Source organism: Streptomyces sp. NPDC031049 (assembly GCF_055571015.1).
Map to the genome: position 1 here is coordinate 164,326 of NZ_JBVIGC010000005.1, position 13,719 is coordinate 178,044.

Below are 13,719 nucleotides of genomic sequence, written 5' to 3' on the forward strand. Positions count from 1 at the left end.
CGTGGGGCGCACTGCCGCCGGTGTACGGCGTTCCGCCTCCGCCGGTGTATGGCGTCCCGCCCCGGAAGGGCGTGCGGCGTGGCGCTCCGGGCGGGGAACGGCGTCCCGCCCCGGAAGGGCGTGCGGCGTGGCGCTCCGGGCGGGGAACGGCGTCCCGCCCCGGAAGGCGTACGGCGTGCCGCTCGGCGCCCGGCCGGGGCGCCGCCGCTCCCGCGCTCGCGCGGCGGGGCCGTACCGACGACACCGCCGGCAGGCGCCTTCTGCTCCGATCCCGCGAGGACCGACCGTGACAGACACCCTCACGCCCACGGCCGGCGTGCCCGACCGCCCCGCGCACCGCGACGGCAACGTGCTGCGCTGGGTGGCCGCGTACACCCTCTCGATGCTGGGCGACACGGTGTTCTTCCTGGCCCTGTCCTGGGCCGCCGTCCAGGCCGGCAGCCCCGCGCAGGCCGGGCTCGTCACCGCCGTCAGCGCCGTGCCGCGCGCCCTGCTGATGCTCGGCGGGGGAGTGGTCGCCGACCGGTTCGGGCCGCGCCGGGTGGTCATCGGCAGCGACGCCGTGCGCTGCGCCGCCGTCCTGGCCGCCGCCGCGCTGCTGTTCGTCACCAGCCCCGGCCTGTGGCCGCTGGTGCTGCTCGCGCTCGTCTTCGGCGCCGTCGACGCCGTCTTCCTGCCCGCCGTGGGGGCGCTGCCGCCCCGGCTCACCGGCAAGGCCCAGCTCGCCCGCGTACAGGGCATGCGGGGCCTGGCCATCCGGTTCGCGAGCGTGGTCGGGGCCCCGCTCGGCGGCCTCGGGGTCGCCGTCGGCGGACCGGCCACCGCCTTCGCGCTCGCCGGGTTGCTGATCGCCGCGTCGGTGCCGTTGCTGGTCTCCGTACGGATGCGGGAGCTGCCCCCGGACGACGCGGAGACCTCTGCTGCCAGGGCCGGCTCGGCCTCCGGGGCCGGCTCGGCCTCCGAGGCCGCCCCGGCCTCCGGGACCGCTTCGGGCTCCGCCTCCGGTGTCACCTCGGCCCCCGGGGCCACCACCGCCTGGCGGGATCTCGTCATCGGCCTGGGCTACATCCGCCGGCACCCGGTCCTGGCCCCCCTGCTGGTCGTCATCGCCCTCGGCGACCTGGGTTTCGTCGGCCCCCTGAACATCGGTCTGACCCTGCTCGCCGACCAGCGTGGCTGGGGGGCCTCCGGCGTGGGCTGGGTGCTGGGCGGGTTCGGCGCCGGGGCGGGGGCCGCGGCGCTGCTGCTGACGGTGCGCGGGCGGGTGCCGCGCGCCGGACTCGCCGTCGGCGGCGCCATCGTCCCCGGCGCGGCGGCGATCGGCCTGCTCGCCCAGGTGCCGGGCCTCGCCGCGGCGGTCGGCACGGCCGTGCTCGTCGGGCTGCTGACCGGGCTCAGCGGCGCCCTGTGCGGTGCCCTGCTCCAGACCCAGTCGGCCCCCGGCTACCTGGGGCGGGTCAGCGCCGTCTCCGGCCTCGTCAGCCTCGGGGTGACCCCGCTCAGCATGCCGCTGTCCGCCGCCGCCATCGGCGTGTGGGGCACCGGCCCCGTCTTCGCCGTCAGCGCCGCGGTCTGCGGCCTCGGCGGCGTGGTCGCGCTGTGCGTACCGGCACTGCGCAACGCCGAGCTGCCGCGGTAGCCCCCGCCGGCACCCGCCCCCGCAGCCCGCCGCACCCGGCCGCCGGGATCCGCGGCACCCCGCCGCGAACCGGCGGGGCGCGCGTCAGATGCCGAGCTGCTTGGTCTCCTGGAGCTTGGCGATCGCGTCCGCGTCGCCCTCCAGGTCCACCTTGGCCGCGCTCTGCCGCCCGTAGGCGAACAGCAGCAGCTCCGACGGCTCGCCCGTCGCCGTGACCACCGGCGTGCCCCGGTGGGCGACCGCCGTCTGGCCGTTCGGGCGGCGCAGCACCAGGCCCGTCGGCACGCCCCGGCCCATCAGGCGGGCCGCCCGCTCCAGCCGGGACCACAGGGCGTCCTGGAAGACGGGGTCCAGCTCCCGGGGCGACCAGTCCGGCTGCGCACGGCGCACGTCCTCGGTGTGGACGTAGAACTCGACGGTGTTCGCCGCCTCGTCGACCTGCTTGAGCTGGAACGGCGAGAACCGCGGCGGGCCGGTGCGGATCAGCTGGAGCAGTTCCTCGTACGGCTTCGCGGTGTACTCCTCCATCACCCGGTCCAGCCGCGGCGCCAGCTGCTTGATCAGGGTCCCTCCGGCGGCGTCGGGCCGGCGCTCGCGCACCACCACGTGCGCCGCCAGGTCCTTCGTCCGCCAGCCCTCGCAGAGGGTGGGGGCGTCCGGGCCCGCCGTCTCCAACAGATCGGCGAGCAGAAGCCGTTCACGCTTGGCGAATGTCGACATGGAGTCAGCCTACGGCCGGCCCCGTCGTCCGCACAGTGAACGCGGCCGGGGCGCGCCGCCCGCGCGCGGCACAATGGTCGGCATGACCAGCACCTCCCCACGGCCCAGCCGGCTCGACCCGGAGATCGCCGCGCGCCTGAAGCGCAGCCCCGACGGTCTCCTGCCCGCCATCGCCCAGCAGCACGACACCGGCGAGGTGCTCATGCTCGGCTGGATGGACGACGAGGCGCTGCACCGCACGCTGACCACCGGCCGCTGCACCTACTGGTCGCGCAGCCGCCAGGAGTACTGGGTCAAGGGCGACACCTCCGGCCACGTCCAGTGGGTGAAGTCCGTCGCCCTGGACTGCGACGCCGACACCGTCCTCGTCAAGGTCGACCAGGTCGGCGCCGCCTGCCACACCGGCGCCCGCACCTGCTTCGACACCGACGTGCTCCTGAAGGAGGGCGCGGCCCCAGCCGCCCCCTCCGCGGATCAGTAAGGTCGACCGGCATGGACGTCATGGACCTGGAGACCTTCCGCAAGCTCGCCACCGACCGCCGGGTCATCCCGGTCACCCGCAAGCTCCTCGCCGACGGCGACACCCCGGTCGGCCTCTACCGCAAGCTCGCCGGCGAGCGCCCCGGCACCTTCTTGCTGGAGTCCGCGGAGAACGGCCGCTCCTGGTCCCGCTACTCGTTCGTGGGCGTACGGTCGGCCGCCACCCTCACCGAGCGCGACGGTCAGGCATACTGGCTCGGCGCCGCGCCCGTCGGCGTCCCCACCGAGGGCGACCCGCTCGCCGCCCTGCGCGCCACCGTCCAGGCCCTGCACACCCCGCGGGACCTCGCCCACGACCTGGGCCTGCCGCCCTTCACCGGCGGCATGGTCGGCTACCTCGGCTACGACATCGTGCGCCGACTGGAGAAGATCGGCCCCGGCGAGCGTGACGACCTCCGCCTGCCCGAGCTGACCATGCTGCTCACCAGCGACCTCGCCGTCATGGACCACTGGGAGGGCTCGGTCTGGCTGATCGCCAACGCGATCAACCACAACGACCTGGCCACCGGCGTGGACGAGGCGTACGCCGACGCCGTCGCCCGCCTGGACGCCATGGAGGCCGACCTCGGCCGCGCGGTCGCCCAGCCGCCGGCCGCGCTCCCGCCCTCGGAGCTGCCCGAGTACACCGCGCGGTGGGGCGGCCCCGACTACCAGGCGGCCGTCACGGACATCAAGGAGCGCATCCGCGCGGGCGAGGCCTTCCAGGTCGTACCGTCGCAGCGGTTCGAGACGCCGTGCACGGCGAGCGCGCTGGACGTCTACCGGGTACTGCGGGCGACGAACCCCTCCCCGTACATGTACCTGTTCCGCCTCGACGGCTTCGACGTCGTCGGATCGTCCCCCGAGGCCCTGGTCAAGGTCGAGGACGGGCGGGCCATGGTGCATCCCATCGCCGGCACCCGGCACCGCGGCGCCACCCCGCAGGAGGACCAGGCCCTCGCCGACGAACTGCTCGCCGACCCCAAGGAGCGCGCCGAGCACCTGATGCTCGTCGACCTCGGCCGCAACGACCTCGGGCGGGTCTGCGAGCCCGGCTCGGTGGAGGTCGTGGACTTCATGTCCATCGAGCGGTACTCGCACGTCATGCACATCGTCTCCACGGTCACCGGGCGGGTCTCGGCCGACCGCACCGCCTTCGACGTGCTCACCGCCTGCTTCCCGGCCGGCACCCTCTCCGGCGCCCCCAAGCCGCGCGCCATGCAGATCATCGACGAGCTGGAACCCTCCCGCCGGGGCCTGTACGGCGGCTGCGTCGGCTACCTCGACTTCGCGGGCGACTCCGACACCGCCATCGCCATCCGCACCGCGCTGCTGCGCGACGGCACCGCCCACGTCCAGGCCGGCGCCGGCGTCGTCGCCGACTCCGACCCGGTCGCCGAGGACACCGAGTGCCGCAACAAGGCGGCGGCGGTGCTGCGGGCGGTGCACACCGCCAACCGGCTCGGCACGCAGGGCGCGTAGGGCGTTTCTCACGCACCCGGGGGCCACCCCGGGTGCCGGTTCACCCGGAGTCCGGGCGATAGTGGAGTACGTGACTGCTGTACCTCACCCCCGTCCCGAAGCCCCCCGCCCGGCGCGGACCGGCCGCCGGAGCCTCGCCCTCGCACTGCTGTCCGGTGCGCTGGGCGCGGCCGTCACCCTGCTGGCCACCCGCCAGCAGTGGGCGGAGGGCACCGCGACGGTGGCCGGCGGCGACTTCCCCCTGACCGCCAAGGGCAGCGACGTCACGGGCGTCCCCGCGGCGCTCGCCATAGTGGGCCTCGCCGCGCTCGTCGCCGTCTTCGCCGTCCGCCGGGCCGGGCGGCTCGCCGTGTCCGGGCTGCTCGCGCTGTGCGGCGCCGGCACGGTCGTCGCGGCCCTCGCCGGCGCCTCCGACAGCTCCGCGCTCGACGAGAAGGCCGCGCGGGCCGCCGGCGACACCTCGGCCACCGTGGCCGCCCTCAGCCACACGGCGTGGCCCTACGTCGCCGCCGCGGGCGGCGCCCTGATCCTGCTGGCCGGGCTGCTCGCCCTGCGCTACGGCCGGCTGTGGCCCGCCATGTCCGGCCGCTACGAGCGCGCCGGGTCCGCCCGCCCGCGGCGCACCGCTCCCGCCGTCGACCCCGACCGTCCCGAGGACCTGTGGAAGGCCCTGGACCGGGGCGAGGACCCGACCGGCGCCTGACCCCGGTCCGGCCGGGCCGCGCACCCCCGTCCGGCCGGGTGCGCAGCCCGGTTCGGCCAGGTGGCAGCGGCCACCCGCACCCCCGCTCACACCGCACGCGCGCGTGCGGGACAATGACCATGAGCGTCCCCGCTCACACAGGCACACAGCAACGAGGAGCAAGCAATGGCGGGCAGCAGCCACGGTCACACCCCGGCCGCCTGGACCGGTGTCATCATCGCCTTCATCGGTTTCTGCGCCGCGGGCGCGTTCATGGTGATGGACCAGCCGGTCGGCTTCTGGGCCGGCCTGGGCGTCGTCCTCCTCGGCGGTGTCGTCGGCGGCGTCATGCGCATGATGGGCATGGGCCAGCCGAAGGACACCCACCCGGTCCACCAGACCGCGGACCAGCACCGTCCGGCGGGCGCCGAGGGCTGAACCACCCCGCGCGAGGCCTCTTCGAGGGGCGGCCGGCCCGGTGCCGGCCGCCCCTCGCGCATGTGCGGCGGCGGTCCACGGCGGGCACAATGCACGCGTGGACGCCGATCTTCGGAACATCGCACCGCCGAGCCCCTCCCCGACCCCCGCACCGGCCGCCGCCACCGCCCCGCGGGCCGGCCGGAGGGCCGCGTCCCGGCTGGCCGTCCCGGCCGGGGTGCTGACCGCCGTCGCCGGCGCCTTCGCGTACGTCGGGACCGTGGACCCCAACGAACCCGGCCACTACCCCGCCTGCCCCCTGCTCCAGTACACCGGCATCTACTGCCCCGGCTGCGGCGGACTGCGCAGCGCCCACGCCTTCGTGCACGGAGACCTGGCCGCCGCGCTCCAGGCCAACGCCCCGGCCGTCCTCGGCTATCTGGCCTTCGCCGTGCTGTGGACCGTCTGGGTGGTCCGTGCGGCGCGCGGCCGGCCGTCGCCCTTCGCGCCGCCACCGGCGCTCGTGTGGGTGCTGGGCGCGTTGCTGCTGGTCTTCACCGTTGTCCGGAACCTGCCGTTCGGTGGCTGGCTCCATCCTTGATCATCTGCCGAATGTCCAGGTAGTGGGACCGGCGTCAACCGGATGCGAGGCCTTCGCCCTGCTGCGGATACCATCGCAGTGACCACCGGTTTTCACCGTCAGGAAGGGGGCCGCTCGCGTGAGTGTGCTCGACGAGATCATCGACGGAGTCCGTGCCGACCTCGCGGAGCGGCAGGCGCGCGTCAGCCTCGACGAGCTCAAGGAGCGCGCGGCCAAGGCGCCCGCCGCCAGGGACGGCGCGGCCGCCCTGCGGGGTGACGGCGTCAAGGTCATCTGCGAGGTGAAGCGCTCCAGCCCGTCCAAGGGGGCGCTGGCCGCCATCGCCGACCCCGCCGGACTCGCCGCGGACTACGAGGCGGGCGGCGCGGCCGTCATCTCCGTCCTCACCGAGCAGCGCCGCTTCGGCGGCTCGCTGGCCGACCTGGAGGCGGTGCGCGCCCGGGTGGACATCCCGGTGCTGCGCAAGGACTTCATCGTCACCTCCTACCAGCTGTGGGAGGCCCGGGCCTACGGCGCCGACCTGGCGCTGCTGATCGTCGCCGCGCTGGAGCAGTCGGCCCTGGAGTCGCTGATCGAGCGAGCCGAGTCCATCGGCCTGACCCCGCTGGTCGAGGTGCACGACGAGGACGAGGTGGACCGCGCGGTGGACGCCGGCGCCAAGGTCATCGGCGTCAACGCGCGCAACCTCAAGACCCTGGAGGTCGACCGCGGCACCTTCGAGCGGGTCGCCCCGGAGATCCCCGACACCATCGTCAAGGTCGCCGAGTCCGGCGTCCGCGGCCCCCACGACCTCATCGCCTACGCCAACGAGGGCGCCGACGCCGTCCTCGTCGGCGAGTCCCTGGTCACCGGCGGAAACCCGAAGGCCGCCGTCGCCGACCTGGTCGCCGCGGGCGCCCACCCGGCACTGCGCCACGGCAGAGGCTGACACCCCGGTAGGCTGACCCCCGATGACCGACCTGCCGACCCTGCCGACCAGGGACCCGTACGCGCGCCTGGCACGCGGCTGCCGCCCCCGCGGCTGCCGCGCCCCCGCGCGCCGGGTCCACGGCCGCCGGGTGCGGTACGTGATCGGTGACGAACCGGGCCAGGTCAACGGCCGCCGATGGCAGCGCGCCTCCCTTTGAGGGGCGCGGGGCTCTACTGATGTGCGGCTCCGCCGCGTGGGCCGACGAGCCACACGCAGCTCGCAGCCGACAGACAACCCTCGCCCCGAAAGGGGCGCGGGGAACTGCGCGACCAGCCACATCCGGCGCGCAGCCGACTGACGAACCCCGCCCCCACGGCGATTGGTACCCCCAGACACACTCACCGTGAGGTTTCCGCATGCCCAGCGAGTTCTTCATCCCCGACCCGGAGGGTCACACCCCCAGCGCCGAAGGCTACTTCGGCGCGTTCGGCGGCAAGTTCATCCCGGAGGCCCTCGTCGCCGCCGTGGACGAGGTCGCCGTCGAGTACGACAAGGCCAAGCACGACCCCGAGTTCGCCCGCGAACTCGACGACCTGCTGGTCAACTACACCGGCCGCCCCAGCGCCCTCACCGAGGTGCCCCGGTTCGCCGAGCACGCCGGCGGCGCCCGCGTCTTCCTCAAGCGCGAGGACCTCAACCACACCGGCTCCCACAAGATCAACAACGTGCTGGGCCAGGCCCTGCTGACCAGGCGCATGGGCAAGACCCGCGTGATCGCCGAGACCGGCGCCGGCCAGCACGGCGTCGCCACGGCCACCGCCTGCGCGCTCTTCGGCCTGGACTGCACGATCTACATGGGCGAGGTCGACACGCAGCGCCAGGCCCTCAACGTGGCCCGCATGCGCATGCTCGGCGCCGAGGTCATCGCCGTGAAGTCCGGCAGCCGCACCCTGAAGGACGCCATCAACGAGGCGTTCCGCGACTGGGTCGCCAACGTCGACCGCACGCACTACCTCTTCGGCACCGTCGCGGGCCCCCACCCGTTCCCGGCGATGGTCCGCGACTTCCACCGGGTCATCGGCGTCGAGGCCCGCCGCCAGCTGCTGGAGCGCGCCGGACGCCTGCCCGACGCCGCGATCGCCTGCGTCGGCGGCGGCTCGAACGCCATCGGCCTCTTCCACGCCTTCATCCCGGACGAGACCGTCCGCCTCATCGGCTGCGAGCCCGCGGGCCACGGCATCGACACCGGCGAGCACGCGGCCACGCTCACCGCGGGCGAGCCCGGCATCCTGCACGGCTCCCGCTCCTACGTCCTCCAGGACGACGAGGGCCAGATCACCGAGCCGTACTCGATCTCGGCCGGCCTGGACTACCCCGGCATCGGCCCGGAGCACTCCTACCTGAAGGACTCCGGCCGCGGCGAGTACCGCGCGATCACCGACGACGCGGCCATGCAGGCCCTGCGCCTGCTGTCGCGCACCGAGGGCATCATCCCGGCCATCGAGAGCGCCCACGCCCTGGCCGGCGCCCTGGAGGTCGGCAAGGAGCTGGGCAAGGACGGGCTGATCGTGGTCAACCTCTCCGGCCGCGGCGACAAGGACATGGACACCGCCGCCCGGTACTTCGGGCTGTACGACACCGATGCCCAGGTGGCCGAGGACGCCGCCGGCACCGCCGAGATCGAGGGGGACGCCAAGTGAGCGGGAACGTGCGGCTGCTGAACGACACCCTCGCCGCGGCGAAGGCCGAGGGGCGCTCCGCCCTCATCGCCTACCTCCCGGCCGGGTTCCCGACCGTGGACGGCGGCATCGAGGCGGTCAAGGCGGTACTGGAGAGCGGCGCCGACGTGGTCGAGGTCGGGCTGCCGCACAGCGATCCCGTCCTCGACGGCCCGGTCATCCAGACCGCCGACGACATCGCCCTGCGCGGCGGCGTGCGGATCGCGGACGTGATGCGCACGGTCCGCGAGGCGCACGCGGCCACCGGCAAGCCGATCCTCGTCATGACCTACTGGAACCCCATCGACCGCTACGGCGTGGAGCGCTTCACCGCCGAGCTGGCCGAGGCGGGCGGCGCCGGCTGCATCCTGCCCGACCTGCCGGTCCAGGAGTCGGCCCTGTGGAAGGAGCACGCCGACAAGCACGGCCTCGCCACGGTCTTCGTCGTCGCGCCCAGCAGCAGGGACGAGCGACTCGCCGAGATCACCGCCGCGGGCAGCGGCTTCGTCTACGCCGCCTCCCTCATGGGCGTCACCGGCACCCGGGAGACGGTCAGCTCGCAGGCCGAGGACCTGGTGCGGCGCACCCGCGCCACCACCGACCTGCCGGTCTGCGTCGGGCTCGGGGTCTCCAACGCCACGCAGGCGGCCGAGGTGGCCGGCTTCGCCGACGGCGTGATCGTCGGCTCGGCCTTCGTCAAGCGGATGCTGGACGCGCCCGACGACGCGGCCGGCCTGGCGGGCGTCCGCGAACTCGCCGCCGATCTCGCGAAGGGCGTGCGCGGACAGGGGTGACGGCACCGCGTCGTCCGGGTCCCTCGAACGGGTGGACCTGGGGCCGGGGAGGCGCTCAGCGCCTCCCCGGTTCGTTCTGCGGGGTGTGAGCGAGAAGAACCGTGAGGGAAAGCGCACAGCCCGGGAGCGGCTGGCGGTCGAGCGTGAGAAGCAGAAGCGCGCGGACAGGCGACGGCGCGGCCTGGTCGTGGGCGCGACCGTGGTCGGTGTCCTGGGGCTCGCCGCGGTCATCGGCGTGATCGCCGCCAATGCCGGCAAGGACGACAGCGAGGCGTCGGGCCCGGTCGTCGCGCCCTCGGGAGCCCAGGGCGAGGACAGCCTCGCGATCCCGGTCGGCAAGGAGAGCGCCAAGTCGACGCTCACCATCTGGGAGGACTTCCGCTGCCCGGCCTGCAAGGCCTTCGAGCAGGCCTACCGCCCGGTGATCCACGAGCTGACCGACGCCGGACAGCTCAAGGTCGAGTACCACCTGGCCACCATCATCGACGGCAACATGGGCGGCACCGGCTCGGCCAACGCGGCCAACGCCGCGGCCTGCGCCCAGGACGCCGGCAAGTTCGTGCCGTACCACGACGTGCTCTTCGCCAACCAGCCGCCGGAGCCCGACGACGCCTTCGCCCAGGACGCCAAGCTCTTCGAGCTGGCGAACAAGGTCGAGGGTCTCGACACCCAGGCCTTCCGCGAGTGCGTGGAGGAGGGCACCCACGACGCCTGGGTGGAGAAGTCCAACGAGGCCTTCCGCAACGGCGGCTTCAGCGGCACGCCGACCGTGCTGCTCGACGGCAAGAACATCTACCAGGACCGCACCATGACCCCCGCCAAGTTCAAGCAACTGGTGCAGGAGGCCAACCAGTAGACGCGCGGCGGCGGGCATCCGCCGCCCGCCCGTTATGGACCCGTAGCCGGGCCGCCCGGCGCGGGTCCGGTCCGGCACGGTAGCGTCGACCCTGCCATGGAACTTGCCTACATTCCCAGCCCGTCGCGCGGGGTGCTGTACCTCGGCCCCGTTCCGCTGCGCGGCTACGCGTTCTGCATCATCATCGGCGTCTTCGTTGCCGTCTGGCTCGGCAACAGGCGCTGGATCGCCCGCGGCGGGCGGGCCGGCACGGTGGCCGACATCGCGGTCTGGGCCGTTCCCTTCGGCCTGGTCGGCGGCCGGCTCTACCACGTGATCACGGACTACCAGCTGTACTTCAGCGAGGGCCGTGACTGGGTCGACGCCTTCAAGATCTGGGAGGGCGGGCTCGGCATCTGGGGCGCGATCGCCTTCGGTGCGCTGGGCGCCTGGATCGGCTGCCGGCGCCGCGGCATCCCGATGCCGGCCTACGCCGACGCGGTCGCCCCCGGCATCGCGATCGCCCAGGCCATCGGCCGCTGGGGCAACTGGTTCAACCAGGAGCTGTACGGGCGGCCCACCGACCTGCCCTGGGCGGTGGAGATCACGTCGTCGGCCGACGGCAGGATCCCCGGCACCTACCACCCGACGTTCCTCTACGAGTCGCTGTGGTGCATCGGCGTCGCCCTGCTCGTCGTCTGGGCCGACCGCCGCTTCCGGCTCGGCCACGGGCGGGCGTTCGCCCTGTACGTCGCGGCGTACTGCGCCGGCCGCTTCTGGATCGAGTACATGCGCGTCGACGACGCCCACCACATCCTCGGCCTGCGCCTGAACAACTGGACGGCGCTGCTGGTCTTCCTGCTGGCGGTGGTGTACATCGTCGTGTCGGCGAAGAGGCGCCCGGGCCGGGAGGACGTGGTCGAACCCGCCTCACCGGAGTCCGGCGACGGCACCGGGACGGCGACGGGGGCCGACGAGGACCGGGCCGGCGCCGGCGAGGACGGAGACGCCGTGACCTCCGGCGAAAGCGGCCCGAAGCTGAAGAAGGACGGCCCGGCGTCCGACGCGGACGGTGCGAAGTCCGACGCAGACGGTGCGAAGTCCGACGCGGACGGTGCGAAGTCCGACGCGGACGTGAAGGACGGTGCCGACCCGGCCAAGAAGGGCTGACCTCCCGCAGGCACCGCGCGGGCGTCCGGGGCTGCGGCTCCGGGCGCCCGCGTCGTACGTCACGCCCGGCGTCCCGCCAGGGACAGCGTGCGCTGGGCCGCCGCCGCCACCGCCGCGTCGATGAAGCGGCCGTCCGGCAGCGTCTGGGCGCCCGGCTGGGCGGCGGCCGCCTTGACGACGGTCTCCGCCTCCTCCAGCTCCCGCTCCGTCGGCAGATACGCCCGCTCGATGATCGCCAGCTGACGCGGATGAACGGCGGCCCGCCCGAAGAAGCCCAGGGCGCGCCCGTGGGCGCAGGAGGCCGCCAGGCCCTCCAGGTCCCGGGTGTCCGCGTGCACCGACTGCACCGGCGGTGCCAGCCCGGCCGCCCGGGCCGCCACCACCACCCGTGACCGGCACCAGTCGAGCCCGGTGTCGTCCCGGGCGCCCAGGTCGGCACGGAGGTCCGCCTCGCCCAGCGCGATCCCGCGCAGACACGGGTGGGCGGCGGCGACCGCGTGGGCGCGCTCCACGCCCAGCGCGGATTCCAGCAGCGCGTACAGCGGTGGGCCCCCGATGGTCTCGGCGACATGGACGATCTGCTCGGGCGCGGTCACCTTGGGCAGCCGCAGCCCGTACAGACCGGGCAGCCGGGCCACCGCCGCGAGGTCCGCCGTCGCGAGCGGCGTGTCCAGGGCGTTCACCCGGACGTGCACCGGCACGGGCTGGGGCTCGCTCAGCAGCTCGGAGGTGGCGGCGCGGGCGTACTCCTTGCGGTCCGGGGCGACCATGTCCTCCAGGTCGATCACGACCACGTCGGCGCCCGCGGCCAGGGCCTCGGCGACCACCCGCGGCCGGTCCCCGGGCGCGTACAGCCAGGTCAACGCGGGTGCGGTCATACGGCGCCCTCCTCGGGCGGCAGCGTGCGGGGCACCGGGGGACCGGGGGCGGTCGATGGCATGCGGCTGCTCCTCTCCCATTGCGTCCCTCTGCGGAACTGTCCCCGGTGCGTGGTCCGCCGCAGCCTCGCCGGCCTCAGCGTCACCCGGTCGCCCTCTGCGCAAGGGCGGTCGTGTTCTGCGCAAGGGCGGTCGTGGATGCGTGCCGGACGGCAAAAGCCCAGGTAAGCGCAGCCTTTCCTTGCTGGCGGGCCACCGGAGAGAGGCGTACATTCGGTGATGTCGAAAGTTGGACTCAGTCCAGAGAAGCGTATTTCCAGGGGGAATCCGTGGCCATCATCGAGACCGAGGCGGCGCTGCACGAGGCGCACCGCGACAACCACACGCACCGGGACGTCAACGGCGGCTGGCTGCGCCCCGCGGTCTTCGGCGCGATGGACGGCCTGGTCTCCAACCTCGCCCTGATGACCGGTGTCGCGGGCGGCGCGGTCGGCCAGCAGACCATCGTGCTCAGCGGCCTCGCCGGGCTGGCGGCCGGAGCCTTCTCCATGGCCGCCGGCGAGTACACCTCCGTCGCCTCGCAGCGGGAGCTGGTCGAGGCGGAACTGGACGTCGAGCGCCGCGAGCTGCGCAAGCACCCCAAGGACGAGGAGGCCGAGCTGGCCGCCCTCTACCAGGCGCGCGGCGTCGAGCCCGGCCTCGCCCGGGAGGTCGCCCGGCAGCTCTCCCGCGACCCCGAGCAGGCCCTGGAGATCCACGCCCGCGAGGAACTCGGCATCGACCCCTCCGACCTGCCCTCGCCGCTGGTCGCCGCCGTGTCGTCGTTCGGCTCCTTCGCGCTGGGCGCCCTGCTGCCCGTACTGCCGTATCTGCTCGGCGCGACCGCGCTGTGGCCGGCGGTGCTGCTGGCGCTCGCCGGGCTGTTCCTCTGCGGTGCCGTGGTGGCCAAGGTGACCGCGCGCAGCTGGTGGTACAGCGGGCTGCGGCAGCTCGCCCTCGGTGGCGCGGCGGCCGGTGTGACGTACGCCCTGGGCAGCCTGTTCGGTACGGCCCTAGGATGACCCGGCCCGGTTCTATACGAGGGACCGTATAAGTTTGCCGTTACTCGCTGGTTTCGAGTGCGTGACCACCGGGCATGAGCCGTAAGCGCTGTGGGCAATGAGGCCCGCTTGTGCATCCGTGGAGTGGGCGACGAGGCTCGCTCCGCGCCCCCGGGCCGACCGGGCATCGATCTGTCCGTCACGGCCCTCACAGCTTCCGCCGCCGGGCGCGGTACCCCCGCCCGATCCCCGTGCGGTGTCCGCATGTTGGAACGGAGTATCCGGTTCCCGAGAACCGCTCCATCATGTAGCCT

The 13,719-nt window shown here is 74.1% G+C and carries 15 protein-coding genes; 13 read left to right on the forward strand and 2 right to left on the reverse strand.

The window, feature by feature from the left end:
• Nucleotides 1–286: 286 nt before the first annotated feature.
• The gene (locus ACZ45Q_RS10645; protein ID WP_468257935.1) at nt 287–1,639 is read left to right on the forward strand and encodes an MFS transporter; all 1,353 of its coding nucleotides are present in this window, start codon (nt 287–289) and stop codon (nt 1,637–1,639) included.
• Between the two features lie 84 nt (nt 1,640–1,723).
• On the opposite strand, the gene ACZ45Q_RS10650 is transcribed toward ACZ45Q_RS10645, so the two are convergent.
• Nucleotides 1,724–2,359: a TIGR03085 family metal-binding protein gene (locus tag ACZ45Q_RS10650; protein ID WP_468257938.1), complete on the reverse strand. Its 636-nt coding sequence runs from the start codon at nt 2,357–2,359 to the stop codon at nt 1,724–1,726.
• Between the two features lie 82 nt (nt 2,360–2,441).
• Between ACZ45Q_RS10650 and hisI the strand changes: the two genes are divergently transcribed.
• From hisI to lgt, 11 genes are all read left to right on the forward strand, one after another.
• Entirely contained in the window at nt 2,442–2,840 is a 399-nt protein-coding gene (hisI, locus tag ACZ45Q_RS10655; RefSeq protein WP_468257940.1) for a phosphoribosyl-AMP cyclohydrolase, read from the forward strand.
• 20 nt (nt 2,841–2,860) lie between these two features.
• Nucleotides 2,861–4,360, forward strand: coding sequence for an anthranilate synthase component I (locus tag ACZ45Q_RS10660; protein WP_468258587.1), 1,500 nt, complete (start codon nt 2,861–2,863; stop codon nt 4,358–4,360).
• A gap of 61 nt (nt 4,361–4,421) precedes the next feature.
• Nucleotides 4,422–5,063 (forward strand): TIGR02234 family membrane protein, encoded by a 642-nt coding sequence (locus tag ACZ45Q_RS10665; protein ID WP_468257943.1) that lies wholly within the window; start codon nt 4,422–4,424, stop codon nt 5,061–5,063.
• A 165-nt stretch (nt 5,064–5,228) separates the two neighbouring features.
• A complete protein-coding gene (locus ACZ45Q_RS10670; protein WP_468257946.1) occupies nt 5,229–5,480 on the forward strand; it encodes an HGxxPAAW family protein in 252 nt (83 codons plus the stop codon).
• A gap of 97 nt (nt 5,481–5,577) precedes the next feature.
• A complete protein-coding gene (locus ACZ45Q_RS10675) occupies nt 5,578–6,060 on the forward strand; it encodes a DUF2752 domain-containing protein (RefSeq protein ID WP_468257948.1) in 483 nt (160 codons plus the stop codon).
• 118 nt (nt 6,061–6,178) lie between these two features.
• The gene (trpC, locus tag ACZ45Q_RS10680) at nt 6,179–6,988 is read left to right on the forward strand and encodes an indole-3-glycerol phosphate synthase TrpC (RefSeq protein ID WP_468257951.1); all 810 of its coding nucleotides are present in this window, start codon (nt 6,179–6,181) and stop codon (nt 6,986–6,988) included.
• Between the two features lie 22 nt (nt 6,989–7,010).
• On the forward strand, nt 7,011–7,187 hold the full coding sequence (gene trpM, locus ACZ45Q_RS10685; protein ID WP_468257953.1) for a tryptophan biosynthesis modulator TrpM: 177 nt from the start codon (nt 7,011–7,013) through the stop codon (nt 7,185–7,187).
• Between the two features lie 199 nt (nt 7,188–7,386).
• On the forward strand, nt 7,387–8,670 hold the full coding sequence (trpB, locus tag ACZ45Q_RS10690; protein WP_468257956.1) for a tryptophan synthase subunit beta: 1,284 nt from the start codon (nt 7,387–7,389) through the stop codon (nt 8,668–8,670).
• Complete coding sequence (gene trpA / locus ACZ45Q_RS10695) at nt 8,667–9,482, forward strand: tryptophan synthase subunit alpha (RefSeq protein ID WP_468257959.1); 816 nt, start codon at nt 8,667–8,669, stop codon at nt 9,480–9,482. The genes trpB and trpA overlap by 4 nt, the downstream gene beginning before the upstream one ends.
• Before the next feature lie 85 nt (nt 9,483–9,567).
• A complete protein-coding gene (locus tag ACZ45Q_RS10700; RefSeq protein WP_468257962.1) occupies nt 9,568–10,338 on the forward strand; it encodes a DsbA family protein in 771 nt (256 codons plus the stop codon).
• A gap of 96 nt (nt 10,339–10,434) precedes the next feature.
• Nucleotides 10,435–11,487, forward strand: coding sequence for a prolipoprotein diacylglyceryl transferase (gene lgt / locus ACZ45Q_RS10705; RefSeq protein ID WP_468257965.1), 1,053 nt, complete (start codon nt 10,435–10,437; stop codon nt 11,485–11,487).
• 59 nt (nt 11,488–11,546) lie between these two features.
• Here lgt and ACZ45Q_RS10710 read toward each other — a convergent pair whose 3' ends face one another.
• Nucleotides 11,547–12,365: an HpcH/HpaI aldolase/citrate lyase family protein gene (locus ACZ45Q_RS10710; RefSeq protein ID WP_468257968.1), complete on the reverse strand. Its 819-nt coding sequence runs from the start codon at nt 12,363–12,365 to the stop codon at nt 11,547–11,549.
• 329 nt (nt 12,366–12,694) lie between these two features.
• Between ACZ45Q_RS10710 and ACZ45Q_RS10715 the strand changes: the two genes are divergently transcribed.
• Nucleotides 12,695–13,426: a VIT1/CCC1 transporter family protein gene (locus ACZ45Q_RS10715; protein ID WP_468257971.1), complete on the forward strand. Its 732-nt coding sequence runs from the start codon at nt 12,695–12,697 to the stop codon at nt 13,424–13,426.
• The last annotated feature ends 293 nt before the right edge of the window (nt 13,427–13,719 follow it).